Source organism: Curtobacterium sp. MCPF17_021, assembly GCF_003234605.2.
Classification (GTDB): Bacteria; Actinomycetota; Actinomycetes; order Actinomycetales; family Microbacteriaceae; genus Curtobacterium; species Curtobacterium flaccumfaciens.
This window is the reverse complement of record NZ_CP126252.1, coordinates 852,129-870,490: the sequence shown is the minus strand read 5'-3', so window position 1 is coordinate 870,490 and position 18,362 is coordinate 852,129. Positions and strand designations below refer to the sequence as shown.

The following is an 18,362-nucleotide window of genomic DNA, read 5'->3' as shown; positions in this document are numbered from 1 at the left end:
CGACGCGTGGATCGTCGCGAACGGCGCGCGCGCTGTGGACGTGGCCACGGACGGCCTGGAGGCACGGTGCGGGCCCGCACCGTGCCTCCTGTCCGTCTCCGCTCGCGTCTACGCGGCCGGCGCCTCTGCGGGGGTCGTCGCCCCGTAGACGGCGGTGAGGATGCTCTCCACCCACTGGATGAGGGCATCGTCCGGCAGCGCCTGGTCGTGCGGACGCGGCATCGGGATGCTCGTCGCGTTCTGCTGCGGGAACCAGCGCGCACCCGGGAACATGCGCTTCAGGCGCACCTGCGACGAGTCGGCGAGTTCCTTGCCGGCGACCCGCAGGTTCGAGCCCATCACCACGACGTCGGACAGGCCGACCTGCTGCGCCATGCGACGGAGGCGGGAGACCTCGACCAGGGTCTGAACAGCCTGCGGCGGCTGCCCGTAGCGGTCGGTGAGCTCGTCGAGCACCATGTCGATCGCGTTCGGCTGCGCCGTCGGGGCCGAGGCCGCCGACAGCTTCTGGTACGCCTCGAGCCGGAGTCGCTCGGACTCGACGTAGTCCTCGGGGATGTGCGCGTCGACGGGGATCTCGAGCCGGAGCTCGGTCTGCCCCTCGGCGACGTCGCCACGGAACTGCGACACCGCCTCGCCGATCATCCGCAGGTACAGGTCGAACCCGACGCCCGCGATGTGGCCGGACTGCTCCCCACCGAGCAGGTTGCCGGCCCCGCGGATCTCGAGGTCCTTCATGGCGACCTGCATGCCCGCGCCGAGCTCGTTGTTCGCGGCGATGGTCTCGAGGCGGTCCTGCGCGGTCTCGGACAACGGCTTGTCGGAGTCGTAGAGGAAGTACGCGTACCCGCGCTCCCGCCCGCGGCCGACACGACCGCGCAGCTGGTGCAGCTGCGACAGGCCGTACTTGTCCGCCTTGTCGATGATGAGCGTGTTCGCGTTCGCGATGTCCAGGCCCGTCTCGATGATCGTCGTCGAGACGAGGACGTCGAAGCGGCGCTCCCAGAAGTCGACCATGACCTGCTCGAGGGCGGTCTCCGACATCTGCCCGTGCGCCACGGCGATGCGGGCGTCCGGCACGATCTCGGCCAGGTGCGCGGCGACCGACTGGATGTCCTTCACGCGGTTGTGCACGTAGAACACCTGGCCCTCGCGCAGCAGCTCGCGGCGGATCGCCGCCGCCACCTGCAGGTCAGACTGCGGTCCGACGAAGGTCAGGATCGGGTGGCGGTCCTCGGGCGGGGTCGCCAGGGTCGACATCTCGCGGATGCCCGTGACCGCCATCTCGAGCGAGCGCGGGATCGGGGTCGCCGACATCGCCAGGACGTCGACGTTCGTCTTGAACTTCTTGAGCTGGTCCTTGTGCTCGACGCCGAACCGCTGTTCCTCGTCGATGATGACGAGCCCGACGTCCTTGAAGGTGATGCCCTGCGACAGGATCCGGTGGGTCGCGATGACGATGTCGACCGTGCCGTCGGCGAGCCCGGCGATGGTCTCCTTCGACTCCTTCTCGCTCTGGAACCGGCTCAGGGCGCGCAGGTGCACGGGGAACCCGGCGAAGCGCTCCTGGAACGTCTCCATGTGCTGGCGGACGAGCAGGGTCGTCGGGACGAGCATGACGACCTGCTTGCCGTCCTGCACGGCCTTGAACGCGGCACGGATCGCGACCTCGGTCTTGCCGTAGCCGACGTCACCGGACAGCAGGCGGTCCATCGGGATCGGGCGTTCCATGTCGCGCTTGATCTCGTCGATCGTGGTGAGCTGGTCGGCGGTCTCGGCGAACGGGAACGCCTCTTCCAGCTCGCGCTGCCACGGGGTGTCCGGGCCGAACGCGTGCCCCTTCGACGCCATGCGCGCCGAGTACAGCTTGACCAGGTCGACGGCGATGTCGCGGACGGCCTTGCGGGCCTTCGACTTGGCGGCGGACCAGTCCGAGCCGCCCATCTTCGACAGGGTCGGGGACTCGCCACCGACGTAGCGCGACAGCTGGTCGAGCTGGTCGGTCGGCACGAAGAGCTTGTCGCCCGGGTAGTTGCGCTTCGACGGCGCGTACTCGAGCACGAGGTACTCGCGCTGCGTCTTCACGGCGTTGCGGCCGCCGCTGGAGACCTCGCGGCTGACGAGCTCGACGAACTTGCCGATGCCGTGGGTCGCGTGCACGACGACGTCGCCCGGCTTGAGCTGCAGCGGGTCGACGACGTTCTTGCGCCGGCTCGCGAGCTTCTTGACGGTGCGGGCGCCCTGCTGGACGCTGCGGCCGTAGAACTCCGCCTCGCTCAGGACCGCGATGCGGGGGTCGGGGATCGCGAAGCCGTGCTCGACGGTCGCGGTCGTCACGACGGCGAACCCCGGCTCGGGCGGCGCGTCGACCGCTGCGGCACGGGCGGCGACCCCGGCGTCGGCGAGCACCTGCACCGCACGCTCGACGAGGCCCTGGCCCTGCGCGGTCACCACGACGGCCCACCCGTCGTCGGTCAGCGACTTGACGTGCGCGATCGCCCCGTCGGCGCTGCCGGCGAAGCTCGGGACGGCCTCGGCCCGGACGCGGATGTACTCGCCGGCCTCGGCAGCGGCCTCGGCGTCGGTGAGGACGCGCTCGGTGTCCCCTTCGTCGAGGCCGGAGTCGAACGGCGACACCGTCCACCAGGTGCGCTGCCCCCGGGTGTTCTTGAGCTGCTGCACGGTCAGGAAGTTGCCCGCGTCGAGGTCGATCGGCGCCTGGGCACCGGCGACCGCTGCGCTCCAGGCCGCCTGCAGGAACTCGGTGTTCGTCTCGGCGAGGCTGTTCGCGCGGCCGTTCACCCGCTCGGGCGAGAACACCGCGATGGTGGCGTCGTCCGGCAGGTAGGAGGTCATCGGCACGAGGTCCTGCACGAGCGCCGGGGCGAGGGACTCCATGCCCTCGACCGGGATGCCCTCGGCGATCTTCGCGAGCATCTGCGACAGGTTCGGGAACTCGTGCAGCATCTCGCGCGCCCGCTGCCGGACGTCGTCGCTGAGCAGGAGTTCGCGCGAGGCGGTCAGCTCGACCGAGCCGAGGTCGTCCTCGGTCGTGCGCTGGTCGGCGACGGAGAACGCCTTGATCGCCTCGATCTCGTCGCCGAAGAAGTCGACGCGTGCCGGGTGGCCGGCCGTCGGCGGGAAGACGTCGAGGATGCCACCGCGCACCGCGAACTCACCACGGCGTGTGACGAGGTCGACACGCGAGTAGGCGAGGTCCACCAGCTGGGACGCGATCGCAGCCAAGTCGTTGCCCCGCGAGTCGGTCCGCAGCACCACCGGCGCCAGGGACGTCAGGTTGCTCGCGATCGGCTGCAGCGCGGCGCGGACGCTCGCGACGACGATGGTCTGGCGGCGCTCGGCCGGGTCCGCCGCCTGCCACGCCGCGAGCTTCCGGAGCGTCGCGATCCGCGTGCCGACGGTCTGGGCACTCGGGCTGAGGCGTTCGTGCGGCAGGGTCTCCCACGCCGGGAACTCGAGCACGTCGGCGCCGGGGACGTAGCTGCCGAACGCTTCGCGGACCGCCTCGGCTTCACGCCCGGTCGCCGTGATGACGAGGACGCACTGCGGGCCGTTGCGCTCGGCGAGCAGCGCGCCGAGCAGCGGCACGCGCAGGCCGTCCACGACGGAGAAGTCGGCGTCGCGCGGTGCGGCGCGCAGCACGCGATCGAAGGCGGAGGCGCGCGAGAGCGCAGGGATGATGCCCGAGATCGTCACTCAGGAGATGGTACCGGCCGCCACCGACACCGGCCGCGACGTGCGCGACGGGCGAACAGCGCGACGCCCGGCACGGAGCGCTCAGGACGGAGCGTGCACGCGCTGCTGTGCGGCGAGCAGCCCGACCTCGGCGATCGCCTGTACCGCGTCCGCGGCGTCGGCCAGCAGGATCGGCAGCGTCTTCTTCTCGGCTGCGGAGAAGTCACGCAGCACGTAGTCGGCCGGGTCCTGCCGACCGGGGGGACGCCCGATGCCGACCCGGACGCGCATGAACTCGTTCGTGCCGGTGGCCTTGATGATGTCACGCAGCCCGTTGTGCCCGCCGTGCCCGCCACTGCCCTTCAGGCGGACGGTGTCGAACGGCAGGTCGAGCTCGTCGTGCACGACGACGAGGTCGGCCGGGGTGGCGCTGTAGAACCCGAGCACCGAGGAGACCGGCCCGCCCGAGGTGTTCATGAACGACCCGGGCTTCGCCAGCACGAGTCGTGTGCCGCCGGGCACCAGGCGCCCCTCGGCGACCTGGTTCGGCGTCTTGTGCTTCTTGAACGTCGCTCCCATGCGGGAGGCGAGTTCGTCGAGGACCATCTGGCCGACGTTGTGGCGGTTGCCGGCGTAGTCGGGCCCGGGGTTCCCGAGCCCGACCACCACGAGGATGTGATCCGTCACAGCGTCGACCAGATGTCTTCGAAGGGGTGTTACTCGGAGTCCGCGGCGCCTTCGGCACCCGACTCGGCGCCGGCCTCGGCCGAGGCCTCGTCCGCAGCGTCGTCGTCAGCGGTGCCACGCGGGGTGACGATCGCGACGACCAGCGCCTCGGGGTCGGTCTCGAGCTCGGCGCCCTCGGGGAGCTCGAGCTGCGCGGCGTGGATCTGCACGCCGTCCTCGAGGCCCTCGACGTTCACGGAGACGTGCTCCGGGATGTCGGTGGCGAGCACGAGCAGCGAGATCGTGTTGAGGTCCTGCACGTGGATGGTGCCGGAGAAGGACTCGCCCTCGATGACGACGGGCACGTCGACCGTGACCTTCTCGCCGCGGCGGAGGACCACGAGGTCGATGTGCTCGATGATCTGGCGCACCGGGTCACGCTGGACGTCCTTGACGAGGGCGAGCTGCGCAGCACCCTCGATGTCGAGGTCGACGACCGCGTTGGCGGTACGGACGAGCAGCATGGTCTCGTGACCGGGCAGCGAGATGTGCTTCGGCTCGGTGCCGTGGCCGTAGACGACCGCGGGGATCTTGTCGGCCGCGCGGAGCTTGCGAGCAGCGCCCTTGCCGAACTTGGTGCGGACTTCCGCTGCGAGCTTGGTGTAGTCGGCCATGGTGCCTCCTGGTGTCGGGGACGACGCCGGGGTGCCGGCATCGTGGGGGTCTGTGGTGTTGCAACTCGAACGCGTGCACGCGTGAGGAACGATCCCAGGGTCTTGCCGGGTATCCCACCGCGTCGATCACGGCCGCGCGTACGCAGCCCTCGCCGAAGTCAGGGACTGAGTCTAGCAGGGCCGTCCGGGCGTGTCGCGCGTCACGATCCGGACGCACACCGGGACGGACGGGAGGCCCGTGGCGGTCCTGCCACGGGCCTCCCGTCCGTCGTCCCCACGCGGCGGGCGCGGGGCGCTCCCCCCACGACCGCTCCCCGCGACCGCCGCGTCAGTCGACGTCCGTCGGTGCCGCCGGCGCGAGCCGCGCGATCACCCGGTCGAGGCGGGCGTCCACCTGCGGCTGCCGCGTCGAACCCTTCCGGAGCACCGCCGCGTCGGTCGCGGTGACGTGCAGCAGCCGTTCCCACTCCGCCGCGTACAGCGCGCTGCGGTAGCCGGATGACTCCTGGCACGCAACGTCCCGTTCGGCGACGGCGACCTCGGCCTTCCCCGGATCGTCCGAGAACAGGACGACCTGGTCGCCGTCACGGGCGCTGACGTGCATCGAGGGGGTCGGCATGCCCTCCGGACCCTCCGGCAGGTCCGGCACACCGGACGGCGCCATGCAGGTGCGCCACCCGGCCGCGGCCGTGCGGACCGGGTCGTCCTGGCGTGCGTCCAGCGCCGCCAGGTACGTCAGGCGCTGGGCCAGTTCGGACGCGGTCTGCTCGGTGCCGCGCAGTGTGGTGCCGAGCGTCTTCCGGGCTGCCTTCCAGCAGCGGGCGGCCACGTCGTCCGGGAGCGCGGCGAACGCGGCCTGGCGGTCCGGGTCGTAGCCCCACTTCCGCATGCCCTCCTGGTTCGCACCGGCGACGGACGGCCCGTGGTAACCGCGGGCCTCGGCGAGCGCCGTGGTGAGGGGCCGGGTGGTCGCGAGTGCGGGTGCGGGGTTCGCCCGGGCGGCGGTGTCGGCCGCGTCGTCGTCGGCCTGCAGCCCGGCCGCGGTCGCCCAGGGAGCCGGGTCGTCGATGCCGGCCTTCCGCAGGCAGGGCTCGGCCACGAGGTCCTCCGCGTACGTGGTCTTCGACGAGGCCGGTGCGACGAAGGCGTCGAGTGGCATCGCCCACGCCGTGCTGTCCTGTTCGACGGTGGGTGCGACCGCGACGTCGGCGCGTTCGGGCAGCCCGTGGACGACGGCGGTGGCCAGTCCGGCGAGGACGACGACGAGGGTGCCGGTCTTCGCGACGCGGTTCGTGATCTGCATGGTTCCCCCTAGGCGCGGACGAGGCCGCGTTCGTGTGCGGTGATGACGACCTGGATCCGGTTCCGGAGTCCGAGCTTCGTCAGGACGGCGCGGACGTGGGTCTTCACGGTGGCGTCGCTCAGGAAGACCGACTCGGCGATCTCGGCGTTGCTGAGCCCCTTCGCGACGAGCAGGAAGACCTCGCGCTCGCGAGCCGTCAGCGCGTCGAGCACCTCGTCGCGCCGATCGGTCACGGCCGGGGTGCCCTGCGCGCGCAGCAGGTCCAGCGCCTCCGCTTCCGTCGGTGCAGGTCGGCCCGCGTGCACGTCGCGGATGGTCGCGGTGACGACCTCGGGCAGAGCGTCCTTCGTCAGGAACGCTGCGGCGCCGGCGCGGAGAGCAGCGAGCACGGCGTCGTCGCGGCGGATGGTCGTGAGCGCGACGACCCGCGGGCGGTCCTGGGTCGGCGCGGCGAGCCGCGTCAGGGCCTCGATGCCGTTCATGACCGGCATCCGCAGGTCGAGCAGCAGCACGTCGGGGTGTTCGGCGGCGCAGAGCTCGAGGGCGGCGGCACCGTCGCCGGCGGTCCCGACGCAGGTCATGTCGTCCTGGGCGTCGACGAGCATCTGCATCCCGGTGGCGAACAGCCGCTGGTCGTCGACGACGGCGACGCGGACGGCGCTCATCGGACGTGCTCCGGCCGGACGGCCTCGGTGTCGGTGTCGGTGTCCGCCGTCGCCGTGGTCGGCACGGCGGCGGTCGTCGGCAGCCACGCGGTGACGACCCACTTGTCCGTGGTGTCGCCGACACCGGCACGCAGCCAGCCGCCGGCCAGTCGGGCACGCTCCTGCATCCCGGCGACACCGGACCCGACACCGTCGAGCTCGACGAGGGGTTCGGTCCCCCGTGACGTCACGACGACGCCGAGCCCCGGGCCGCGCCAGTCCAGCGCCACCCGGGCCGTCGCTGTCCGGCCCTGGTGCTTCAGCACGTTCGTCAGGCTCTCCTGCACGATCCGGTGGACCGCGCTGGCGCTGCTCGCGGACAGCAACCCAGCGCCGTGCTCCTCGAACGTCGCGGTCATCCCGAGCTCCCGCATGTCCTCGACCAGGTCGGGGACGTCGAGCAGCCCGTGACGGTCGGCGTCGTCGCTCGCCTGGATGCGTTCCACCAGGGCCCGGACGTCCCCCAGCGCCGAGCGGCTCACGTCGGCGATGTCCTGCAGCGCCCGGGCGGCGTGTTCGTCCCGCACGGCGATGGCCGCGGCACCCTGGGCCTGGGACACGACGACGGCCAGTGAGTGGGCGAGCGAGTCGTGCACGTCGCGGGCGATCCGCGCGCGGTCCTGCTCGGCCCGGAGTTCGGTGGTGGTCACCTCGGTGCGGCGTTGCGCCTCGACCACCCGGACCCGGGCGAGGCCGATCCGCCACGCGGCACCGATGGCCACGCCGACCGCCCAGGCGACACCGCTGACCCCGACGAACGCGAAGGTGATCGTGACGAGGTCGGACCGGGTCCCGCCGGAGTTCCCCACCCAGCTGCCCCAGACGTCCTGGTCGGCAGCGGTCGGGACCGCCATCGCCCAGGCGGCTGCCGCACTCGCGAGCAGGAGCACGGGGACCGCCACGTAGCGGAGCAGGTCGGACCGACCGGCGCCGACGATGCCGACGACGATCGCGATCGCCAGGTACTCCGGCCAGGTCGTGTCGGTCGGCCGGGTGAGCAGCCGGGCCGCCTGCAGGAGCGGGATGCCGACGACCAGCCCGAGCGCGGTCGCGGGCATCCACGCGGCGAGGCCGATGGCGACGGCGAAGGCCGACACGACGACGACGTGGTCGGCGAGCCCCGCGCGTCCGGCTTCGGCGACGATCCAGAGCACGAGGTACACGGCGCCGGCGGCGGGGGCCAGCAGGTGCCGGTACCGGCGGAGGAAGGAGGTCATGACGCGAGCGTATGGGCCTCGCCGGACGGGGACCGAGCCGTGCGGCCGCTTTTCATCCGAGGTGATGAGGTCCGATCGGACGGCTCAGCGACCGACCTTCCGCCGGTGCTCCTGCGCGGCGTGGAGGACGTCGCGCGCCCGGTCGCTCGCCGCCTCAGCGTCGTCGCGGGCTGCCTCGAGCCGGGTGATCTCGGCCTCGGCCTGCTCGAGGGCACGCTGGAGCTCCGCGCGGCGCTCCTCCGCCTGTTCGAGATCGGCCTCGGCGGTGTCGAGTGCGGCGTCGGCATCGCGGGACTCCGTGCGCGCTGCGGTCTCGGCCTGGCGCGCGGCCTTCCGGTCGGCAGCCGGGTCGCGCTGCGGTTCGGGTTCGGGTTCGGGTTCGGGTTCGGGTTCGGCGTCCGGTTCCGGAGCGTCACGCTGCGCGGGCCTGGAGGCACGGCTCGCCTTCCGCGCACCCCTCGCCTGGGAGATGGGGATGGGTGGGGCATCGCTGCCGGACCAGGCATCGGGCACCGCGTCCGGATCCGCGAGCGCCCCGTCGAGGTCAACCGCGTCGAACCCCACGCTCTCGAGCGCCGTCACGAGCAGCCCCGACCGGACGGCCGCGCCGGCGTGCGGATCCGCCATCGCCGCCTCGATCGTCGACCGGACCTGCTCGAGCACCGCCGGGGTGACGGGATGTCCGGCGTCGGACGCCAGGTCCGCACCGGCCTGCGCGAGGGCGTCGACGACCTCGGCGCGCTGCCGACGGAGGGTCCGGATCGCGTCGGGGTCGGCGTCGGCCTGCGCCTTCCGGAGCGCCGGTCCGAGGTCGACGGCGTCGTCGAGGGCACCGTCGTGGGCGAGCAGGTCGATCACCCAGGCGGCCGGTGAGGGCTTCCGGAGCTTCCCGATCGCCGTAGCGAGGGCGCGGTCGTCCTTCCGCACCGCGCGCTGCCGTGCGGTGCGCTCGGCGACGAAGTCCTGCGGCGCGACGAGCAGCAGCTCCCTGGCGACGTCGGCGAACTCCATGCGACCACTGTGCCAGCCAGGATGCCGGGTACTACCAGTCGTGGACGGTGCCGTCGGCCAGGCGGTTGAACGGCAGGTACGCCTGCTCGTAGGGGTACTTGCCGGCCTCGTCGACGTCGAGGCTGACCCCGAGGCCCGGCTCGTCCCCCGGGTGCAGGTAGCCGTCGGTGAACGTGAACGTCTGGTGGAACACCTGGTTGGTCTGCGGTCCGTGCTGCATGTACTCCTGGATGCCGAAGTTGTGGATCGCGAGCCCGAGGTGCATCTGCGCGGCAAGGCCCACCGGGGAGATGTCGGTCGGCCCGTGGAAGCCGGACTTGACCTGGTACAGCGCCGCGTACTCCATCGTCTTCTTGAGCGGGGTGACGCCGCCCATGTGCGTGACGGCACCGCGGACGTAGTCGATGAGCTGGTCGCGGATGATGTCCTTGAAGTCCCAGATGGTGTTGAAGACCTCCCCGATCGCCAGCGGCGTCGTGGTGTGCTGCCGGACGAGCTTCAGGGCCTCCTGGTTCTCGGCGGGGGTGCAGTCCTCGAGCCAGAACAGATCGTAGGGCTCGAGCGACTTGCCGAGCTTGGCGGCCTGCAGCGGGGTCATCCGGTGGTGGCCGTCGTGCAGCAGCGGCAGTTCGGGGCCGAACTCGTTGCGGACGGCCTCGAACACGGTGGGCACGTGGCGCAGGTAGGCGCGGGTGTCCCAGTCCTCCATCGCCGGGTACGCCCCGCGCTGGGCGGGCTCGAAGTCGTAGCGGACGCCGGCGTTGCCCTCGGTGGTCCTGTTCGAGGCGATGCCGTAGATGGACTCGAGGCCGGGGACACCGGTCTGCACCCGGATCGAGCGGTAGCCCTCTTCCTGGTGCTCGCGGATGGAGTCGAACAGCTCGGGCAGCTCCTTGCCCGAGGCGTGGCCGTACGCCATGAGCCCGGTGCGCGATGCCCCGCCGAGCAACTGGTAGAGGGGCATCCCGGCGACCTTCGCCTTGATGTCCCAGAGGGCCATGTCGACGGCGGCGATCGCGGCCATCGTGACCGGACCACGGCGCCAGTACGACGACCGGTACAGGAACTGCCAGGCGTCCTCGATGCGGCTGGCGTCACGGCCGACGAGCAGCGGGACGACGTGCTCGGACAGGTACGCGGAGACCGCGAGCTCGCGGCCGTTCAGGGTGGCGTCGCCGAGCCCGGTGACGCCGTCGGCCGTGGTGAGCTTGAGCGTCACGAAGTTCCGGTTCGGGCTGGTCACGATGACCTCGGCCCGCTCGATCAGCTGGCCGCGGTCCGCCGAGGCCCAGGTGTCCGGACGGCCGGCGGTGGTCTCGGCCGGCCCGCTGTCGGTGGCGCCGGGGACCGGGGCAGCGGGGTTCGTGGTGTTCGTGTCGGTCATGCGTGGACTCCTCCGTTGGAGCGTTCGCGGGCGCGTGCCGCGGCGGTGCGGATGCGGTCGGCCGCCGCCGTCACGGCGGCGACCACGGGGGTGGTCTCGAGTTCGGGCGCGATGGCGGCCAGGACGTCGTGCACGTCCGAGTCTGGCCCCGGGGCACCGGGGTCGTCCACCAGGTCGGACTGCTCGGTGACGTGCAACCACCATGCGGCGAGGGCGGTGGCCGCTCCGGTGCCGATGCCGGCCGAGGGGTCGCGGGCGAGCCGGTGCCGCACGACGTCGACGACACGGACGGGCAGCTTCTGCGAGCCGCCGGACGCGATCTGCCGCAGGGTGTGCCGGATGCGCGGGTTGGCGAACCGTTCGACCAGGGCCGTGCGGGCTTCTCTGACCTCGGCCTCGGGCAGCGGGAGCTCGAGCGCGGCTTCGTCCCAGAGCTGCTCGACGGCGCTGCGGCAGACCGGGTCGTCCATCGCCTCGGCCACGGTGTCGTGGCCGAGCTGCAATCCCAGGTAGGCGAGGAGCGAGTGCGAGCCGTTCAGCAGCCAGAGCTTCCGCTGCTCGTACGGGGTGACGTCGTCGACGATGCGCACCCCGGCGGTCTCCCACGCGGGGCGGTCGATCCCGTCGAAGGCGTCCTCGAGCACCCACTCGGCGAACGGCTCGGTGACGACGGGGACCCGGTCTCCGGCGAGCGCACCCGGCAGTTCCGAGAGGCGCACGACGTCGTCGTCGGTGGTGGCCGGGGTGATCCGGTCGACCATCGAGCTCGGGAACGTGACGTTCGCCTCGATCCAGTCGCGCAGGGCGTCGTCGGTGACGGCGTCGAGCACGGCGTCCCGCAGGACCGCCCCGTTGTGCGTCAGGTTGTCGAGACTGACCAGCGCGATGCGCCCGGAGCCGGCGGCACGGCGGGCGTCGAGCCCCGCGACCAGCCGCGACGGCACGTCGGAACCGGGCCGGTAGCCCTGCTCGGTGACCGTCAGCGTGACGATGGTCGTCTCGGGGGACGCGACCACGTGCCTCCAGGCCGTGTCGTCGCTGCCCGGGTGGGCGGCCACGATCGTGTCGACCACCTCGGCTCCGTCGCCGGACGCGGCTCGGGTGACGAGCGTGTACCGGCAGTCCTGCGCGGCCAACGCATCCGCGGCCGCGGGCGAGCGGCCGGTGAAGGCGGTGATGCCCCACGGCTCCCCCGTGGTGTGGGCGGTGTACCAGGCGAGGTGGGCACGAGCGAACGCGCCCACCCCCAGGTGGACGATGCCCGGACGCCGATCGGTCATGCCGACACCGGCACGAGGGAGCGGAGGTACGCCAGGTTGTCGGCGGTGCGGGTCTCGAGCGGGAGGTCGGTGGAGAAGTCCTCGATGGTGACCCACCCGTCGTACCCGACCTGGCGGAGCGCGTCGAGGTACTCGGACACCGACGCCTGGCCGGTGCGCAGGGGTGCCCACTCGTGCTGCCAGATCGAACTGCCGTCGGCACGGGTGTCGCCGGTGTCCACCCAGCGGGCGTTCTTCACGTGGGCGTGTGCCAGGTACGGCCCGAGCAGTTCGAACGCGGCGAGGTGGTCCTCGTACCCCTCGATCACGAGGTTGCCGAGGTCGTGGATGACGCCGACGTGTGCGGGGTCGAGACCGTCGATCAGTCGCAGTGCCGCGGAGGCCGACGGCGTGATCGTCATGTGGTGCAGCTCGACGAGTGCTTTCACGCCGAGCTCCGACGCACGCGACGCGACCCACTCGAGGTCGGCGCGGGTGCGGTCGAAGAGCTGCGGGTAGGTCTCGCCGGTGCGTTCCTGCTCGGCACGGTAGTGCGGCATCGTGACGCGGACCTGCCGGGCGCCGAGTTCGCTGGTCACGCGCAGCATGGTCTCGACGCCGTCGTGGTCGGCAGCCGGCTGGTAGCCGCCGATGCCCGAGTACTCGAGCCCGGCTGCGTCGGTGACCCGGGCGATCTCGCCGACCCGGTCGCGGATGCCGGTGTACTGCCACGTCGAGTTGTTGCCCGCCCAGAACGACCGCTCGGCGGGGACCTCGGCGCCGTCGGCCGGGCGGTCGTCGACGATGCGCCACTCGATGCCGTCCCAGCCCTGTGCGGCCAGGGTCTCGGCGGCTTCGGACGGGGTCCAGTCGGGGGTGGAGGCGGTGAACACGGAGAACTTCATCGGGTGGCTCCTTCGGTCGCGCTGGCGGTGGCGGGTGTGCCGACGACCGGCACCACATCGTCGTACTTCCCCTCGATCACGTCGTCGATGCGCACGGGGTGTCCGAGCGTCGCGCTGACGTAGAGCCCGCGGACGGTGGCGAGCGACACGAGGGCCGCATCGACGGTGACACCCGGTTCGCGGCCCTGCCGGATCGCGTCGACGATGTCCGTGTACTGCCGAGCGTGCCCCGCGGCGAAGTGGTCGGGTTCGGCCGGGCCGCCGACGACGTGCTCGGGCGGGACGATCTGGTCCTTCTGGTCGACCGCACCGGCGACCGCGGTGGCGTTCGACGTGGTGGACGCGGACTCGAGCGTGGCGGTGTCCGGGGCGATGTGGAAGTACGCGAGCCGGTCGTCGTCGACGATGGCGGAGCCGTGCGTGCCGTACACGGCGTACCGGGCGGAGAGCCCCGGGTACGCGGCGGTCGTGCAGTGGACGACCCCGAGCGCCCCGCCGGCGAACCGGACGGTGGCGACGGCGGTGTCCTCGACCTCGATCCGGTCGTGCGCGAGCAGGCCGGTCTGCGCGGAGATCTCGACCGGACGACCGAGCGCCCAGACGAGCAGGTCGACGGTGTGCACGCCCTGGTTCATCACCGCGCCGCCGCCGTCGAGCGCCCAGGTGCCGCGCCAGTCACCGGAGTCGTAGTACCCCTGCGACCGGTACCACGCGACGCTCGCGAGCCCCGAGGTCACGGTGCCGAACCCGCCGTCGTGCGCGGCCCGGGCGACGGCTGCCGACGCCGGGTCGAAGCGGTGCTGGCTGATGACGCTCGTGACGAGCCCGCGGTCACGAGCGTCTGCGGCGAGCGCCGCGATCTGCCGGGCCCGGGGCATCGTGGTGTCGAGCGGCTTCTCGATGACGACGTGCTTGCCGGCGGCCAGGGCGGCCTCGGCGAGCTGCACGTGCATGCCGGACGGCGAGCAGATCGCGACGACGTCGATGTCGGTCTGTTCGATCGCCTCCTCGATGGTGGACGTCGTGATCGGGCGGGCGACGCCCATCGCCTCGATTGCGTCGGCTGCGCTCGTGGCGGCTTCGGGCACGGCGTCGACGAGGGCGACGACCTGCAGGTCGGGGTGGTGGACGGCGACGGTGGCGTGGTGGCGTCCGATGACACCGGCGCCGACGACGGCCAGGCGGAGCGGGTTGGTGGGTTCGGTCATCGCAGGGTGACTCCGATCTGGTCGGTGAGGGTGCGGAAGGCCCGGCCGGCACGACCGAAGGCCGCGGGGCCGGAGAACCCGCCGAGGGAGGTGAAGTCGCTGAGGTGCGGCTCGAGCGAGGCGTACCCGGAGTAGCCGGCGTCGCGGAGCGCGGTGAGGGTCTGGAGCAGTTCGCCGTCACCCTCGCCCGCGGGGACCACCGACGAGTCGGCGGCGAGGGCGTCCTTGACCTGCAGGTAGTCGACGTACGGGGCGAGCTGCTCCCAGCCGTCGGTGAAGGCCCGGACGCCGCACTGCACGTAGTTCGCGTTGTCCCAGGCCAGGCGGAGCGCCGGGGACCCGACGCTCTCGACGATGTCGAGCACCCGCGCGGGGACGTCACCGTAGATGTCCTTCTCGTTCTCGTGCAGCAGGGTCACGCCTTCGCGCTCGGCGAGGTCGGCCAGCGCCCGCATCCGGACGAGGACGTCGTCGCGGACGTCGTCGGGGCTGCGGCCCTCGAAGTAGAACGAGAAGATCCGGATGTTCGTCGTGCCGAGGGCGTGCGCGGCACGGATCGCACGGGCGAGCCGTGACACCTCGTGCTCGACGGGTTCGTCGACGGGCACCTTGCCGATCGGCGAGGCGATCGCGGACACGGTCTGCCCGCGCTCGTCGAGCAGCCGGTGGAGTCCGGCGAGCTGGTCCTCGTCGAGGTCGACGACGTTGACGCCCCAGGCGCTGCGGACCTCGATGGCGCTCGCGCCGAGCGCCTGGAGGACCGCGACCTGGACGACCGGATCGGCGTCGATCTCGTCGCCGAAACCGGAGAGTTCCCAACTGGGCTGGGTCATTGCATTCCCTTCATGCGACCAGACTGGAGGCGCGGGGCGGGCTGGCACCGCGCCTCCAGGCAGTCTGTGGACAAGTCGGCAGACTGCACAGCGCTACTTGACGGAGCCGGCGGTGAGCCCGCCGACCAGGTAGCGCTGGAAGATCAGGTACAGGGCGACGACGGGGACGGCGCAGACGATCGAGGCGGCCATCATCTGGCCGTAGATCGGGACGGCGCCGCCCTCCTGGGTGGTGCCGAGCACCTGCAGGACCACGGCGACCGTCCGGGTGTTCGGGGTCGTCATGATCGTGGAGAACAGGACGTCGTTCCAGCCGAGCAGGAAGGCGAAGATCGAGGACACGACGATGCCGGGCCACGACAGCGGGAGGACGATCTTCGTCAGGATCTTCGTCGAGCTGGCGCCGTCGATGCGCGCCGCTTCCTCGAGCTCCTTCGGCAGGCCGCGCAGGTAGGTGACCATGACCCACGTCGAGAACGGCAGGGCGAACGTCAGGTAGGTGACGAACAGGCCCCAGCGGGTGCCGATGATCTGCACGCCGGTGGCGCTGGCGATGTTCGAGAACACCACGAAGACCGGCAGGAGCAGGAGCGTGCCGGGGATCGACTGCAGGGCGAGGAGCCCACGCAGGATCGTCAGCCGCCCGAGGAACCGGAACCGGACGAGCACGTAGGCCGTGGACACGGCGAGCGCGGCACTCGCGACGGCGACGGCACCGGCGGTGAGCATCGAGTTCACCAGTCCCTCGCCGAGGGCGACCGTTGACCAGATGTCCACGTAGTTCGACAGCGTGAACTCGGACGGGAAGTACTCGCCGCGGGCGACCGCGACGTCGGAGTTGACCGAGCCGAACAGGATGTAGAGCACCGGGACGGCGATGAACGCGATGATCACCGCGATGACGGTGACGAGCAGCCAGCGCGGCAGCAGCCGGGTGACGTCGGTGTCGTAGGGACGCTTGCTCCGTCGGCCGCCGCTGCCGGTCGTGATGCTCTCGGTGAGCGTCGCGGTGGGGCGGGTGCGGGTGCTGAAGGACGTGCTCGGGGTGGTCATGCGCGTGCTCCGTCGATGTCGGCGGCGGTCGGGGCGGCGGCGAGCGTGGCGCGGTCGGCGCGACGCTGCTTCCGGTTGGGGCCGGCGTCGTCGCCGGTGTCGAGCTTGACCGCCCGCAGGTAGACGAACAGCGGGATCGCCACGATCACGAGCGAGCAGATCGCCATCGCTGCGGACAGGCCGAAGCGGAACGACTGGAAGCTCGCGATGTACGTCAGGACGGGCATCACCTCGACGCTGGACGGCAGCGGGATGCCGAACAGCACGAACGGCAGCGTGAAGTTGTTGATGTTGTGCAGGATCGAGATGATCACCGCGAGGCTGAGGGGTCCGCGCAGGTACGGGAAGATGATGTACCGCAGCTTCGCCCACCAGGTCACCCCGTCGAGCGCGGCGGCCTCGTGCACCTCGTTGTCCACGGCCTGCAGTCCGGCCAGGGACAGCAGGTAGACGAAGGGCCAGCTCGTCCAGATCATCACGCCGGCGAGCGCCCAGTACGACGCCGAGCCGTTCAGCCACAGCACGTCGGTGTGCAGGATCGAGTTCACGACCCCCTGCGGCTGGAGCATCGTGCGGAAGAACGTGCCGACGACGAACGCCGGGAGCACGTACGGGATCAGGTAGATCGATCGGACGAGCCCGCGACCGGGGAACCGGTTCTGCGTCGAGATCGCGGCGGCGACCCCGATCGGCACGGTCACCGCGGTGACGAGCACCGACAGCGACACCGAGATCCAGATGGAGTGCAGCAGCGGCGAGTTCGTGAACGCCTCGGTGAAGTTGGCGAACCCGACGAACGGAGCGCTGAACCACTGGCGGAGCGTGTACTGGTCGAGGTCGAGCATCGCGATCCAGAAACCCACCAGGAGCGGCACCACGATGACGGCGAGCATGAGGACCCCGCCGGGCAGGAGCATCCACAGCGGGCGCTCGCGTTTGTAGAGGGGCGTCTTGCCGGCCGGGCGGACCGGCCGGGGCGGCGCCGCGTCGGTGCGGGGCCTGGTCTGCGTGCTGGTCATCACAGACCTCCGTTCTTCTGACGGTCGAGGGTGGCCTGGGCGTCCTTCTGGGCGTCCTGCAGTCGCTTGCGGAGCTGGTCGTCGGTGACCTCGCCGGACTTCAGCGACGGGATCGACTGCACGACCACGTCGACCAGGGCGAGCTGGATGTCGGACCAGGCGCCGGTGAACGCGGTCGGCTTGGACAGGCGGCCGGCGTCGATGATCGGCTTGAGCTGCGGGTTGTCGGCTGCCAGGTCGGCGGCGGCCGACGCGTTGGTCGGCAGGTTGCCGAACAGGTCGTAGTACTCGAGCTGGGCCTTCGGGGCGCTGAGCTGCTTGACGAACGCGAACGACAGCTCCTGCTTGGTGCCGTAGTCGGCGACGACCCAGTTGTCGCCGGACAGGATGCTGGCGGCCTCGATCCCGTCGGACGGCCGCTCGGACGCCCCCGGCGGGACGGTGGGCAGCAGGGCGAACTCGTACTTGCCGTCGACCTTGGTGTCCGTGAAGGAGTTGATGGCGGTGGTGGTGGTCATCGGGAAGAACGCGGCCTTGCCCTCGGTGAACTGCGCGAGGGCCTGGGCGTTGTTCCAACCGATCGCGGCCGGGTCGACGACACCGTCCTTCGTGACCCAGTCGAAGTAGGTGCGGTAGGCGTTCTCGACGGCCTCGCTGTCGATCTCGGCCTTCGAACCGTCGACGATCGTGTTGCCGGCGTTCTGGGCCATCCCCCACACGAACTTCCAGGGGTCGAAGCCGTCGGCGTAGGCGATCGCCATCCCGTGGCGACCGTCACCCGTGGTGGCCTTCGCGTCGGCGGTGAGCTCGTCCCACGTCGTGGGCATGTCGGTGATGCCGACCTTCGCGAGCAGGTCCTTGTTCACCGCCATCACGAACGGACGGCTGGCGAACGGGATCCCGATCTGCTTCGACGCACTCGGGCCGGAGATGCCGAACGACGCGGGGTCGAACTGGTCCTTGCCGCCGATCGCGTCCCACTCCTTCGTGCCCATCTCGACGAAGGCACCGGTGGCGTACGCGGTCGGGGTGAAGGTCGTGCCGATCGCGTAGACGTCGGGGCCCTGGCCGGAGATGACGCTCGTCTGGATCGCGGTCAGTTCCTCCTGCGCGGACGAGTAGGTCTCCCACTGGATGTCCGCACCGGTCGTGCGCTTGAACTCGGCGGCGGTGTCCCGCTGCCACTGCTTGCGTTCCTTGGGGTAGGTGGTGTCCGCGCCCATCATCACGCGGAGGGTGTTCGGGTCGTCGCCGCTGCCGTTCACCACGGCACATCCCTGCAGGGACAGTGCGGTGAGGGCGACCACGGCGACGGCACCGACGAGGGTGCGGACTTGCAGTCTTCGCGTCTTCACGGGGGTTTCCTCCTCGAGACCTCCTCCGAGCGGCGCTGCTCGGTGGCACCACTGTTCCGCCGTTGGCAACATGCG

General features: G+C 71.3%; 15 protein-coding genes. All 15 read right to left on the bottom strand.

Annotation, left to right across the window (positions count from 1 at the left end):
* Positions 1-108: 108 nt before the first annotated feature.
* Positions 109-3,717: a transcription-repair coupling factor gene (gene mfd / locus DEJ29_RS04240; protein WP_111095800.1), complete on the bottom strand. Its 3,609-nt coding sequence runs from the start codon at positions 3,715-3,717 to the stop codon at positions 109-111.
* Between the two features lie 81 nt (positions 3,718-3,798).
* The gene (pth, locus tag DEJ29_RS04235; protein ID WP_110865046.1) at positions 3,799-4,383 is read right to left on the bottom strand and encodes an aminoacyl-tRNA hydrolase; all 585 of its coding nucleotides are present in this window, start codon (positions 4,381-4,383) and stop codon (positions 3,799-3,801) included.
* Between the two features lie 29 nt (positions 4,384-4,412).
* On the bottom strand, positions 4,413-5,036 hold the full coding sequence (locus DEJ29_RS04230; RefSeq protein WP_071405234.1) for a 50S ribosomal protein L25/general stress protein Ctc: 624 nt from the start codon (positions 5,034-5,036) through the stop codon (positions 4,413-4,415).
* A 328-nt stretch (positions 5,037-5,364) separates the two neighbouring features.
* Positions 5,365-6,339: a hypothetical protein gene (locus DEJ29_RS04225; protein ID WP_111095801.1), complete on the bottom strand. Its 975-nt coding sequence runs from the start codon at positions 6,337-6,339 to the stop codon at positions 5,365-5,367.
* An 8-nt stretch (positions 6,340-6,347) separates the two neighbouring features.
* A complete protein-coding gene (locus DEJ29_RS04220; RefSeq protein WP_111095815.1) occupies positions 6,348-7,004 on the bottom strand; it encodes a response regulator transcription factor in 657 nt (218 codons plus the stop codon).
* Positions 7,001-8,260 (bottom strand): sensor histidine kinase, encoded by a 1,260-nt coding sequence (locus DEJ29_RS04215; protein ID WP_111095802.1) that lies wholly within the window; start codon positions 8,258-8,260, stop codon positions 7,001-7,003. The genes DEJ29_RS04220 and DEJ29_RS04215 overlap by 4 nt, the downstream gene beginning before the upstream one ends.
* Positions 8,261-8,344: 84 nt before the next feature.
* A complete protein-coding gene (locus DEJ29_RS04210; RefSeq protein ID WP_111095803.1) occupies positions 8,345-9,271 on the bottom strand; it encodes a hypothetical protein in 927 nt (308 codons plus the stop codon).
* Between the two features lie 31 nt (positions 9,272-9,302).
* Positions 9,303-10,655 (bottom strand): D-mannonate dehydratase ManD, encoded by a 1,353-nt coding sequence (gene manD, locus DEJ29_RS04205; protein WP_246521547.1) that lies wholly within the window; start codon positions 10,653-10,655, stop codon positions 9,303-9,305.
* Positions 10,652-11,935 (bottom strand): mannitol dehydrogenase family protein, encoded by a 1,284-nt coding sequence (locus tag DEJ29_RS04200; RefSeq protein WP_111095804.1) that lies wholly within the window; start codon positions 11,933-11,935, stop codon positions 10,652-10,654. Before DEJ29_RS04200 ends, manD begins: the two co-directional genes overlap by 4 nt.
* The gene (locus DEJ29_RS04195; RefSeq protein ID WP_110865040.1) at positions 11,932-12,819 is read right to left on the bottom strand and encodes a sugar phosphate isomerase/epimerase family protein; all 888 of its coding nucleotides are present in this window, start codon (positions 12,817-12,819) and stop codon (positions 11,932-11,934) included. The genes DEJ29_RS04200 and DEJ29_RS04195 overlap by 4 nt, the downstream gene beginning before the upstream one ends.
* Positions 12,816-14,027: a Gfo/Idh/MocA family oxidoreductase gene (locus tag DEJ29_RS04190; RefSeq protein WP_110865039.1), complete on the bottom strand. Its 1,212-nt coding sequence runs from the start codon at positions 14,025-14,027 to the stop codon at positions 12,816-12,818. Before DEJ29_RS04190 ends, DEJ29_RS04195 begins: the two co-directional genes overlap by 4 nt.
* Entirely contained in the window at positions 14,024-14,860 is an 837-nt protein-coding gene (locus DEJ29_RS04185) for a sugar phosphate isomerase/epimerase family protein (protein ID WP_111095805.1), read from the bottom strand. The genes DEJ29_RS04190 and DEJ29_RS04185 overlap by 4 nt, the downstream gene beginning before the upstream one ends.
* A gap of 93 nt (positions 14,861-14,953) precedes the next feature.
* Entirely contained in the window at positions 14,954-15,913 is a 960-nt protein-coding gene (locus DEJ29_RS04180; protein WP_220037362.1) for a carbohydrate ABC transporter permease, read from the bottom strand.
* Positions 15,910-16,932 (bottom strand): carbohydrate ABC transporter permease, encoded by a 1,023-nt coding sequence (locus tag DEJ29_RS04175; protein WP_027464479.1) that lies wholly within the window; start codon positions 16,930-16,932, stop codon positions 15,910-15,912. Before DEJ29_RS04175 ends, DEJ29_RS04180 begins: the two co-directional genes overlap by 4 nt.
* Positions 16,932-18,287, bottom strand: a complete 1,356-nt coding sequence (locus tag DEJ29_RS04170) for an ABC transporter substrate-binding protein (RefSeq protein ID WP_181438268.1) — start codon at positions 18,285-18,287, stop codon at positions 16,932-16,934. The genes DEJ29_RS04175 and DEJ29_RS04170 overlap by 1 nt, the downstream gene beginning before the upstream one ends.
* Positions 18,288-18,362 lie beyond the last annotated feature (75 nt).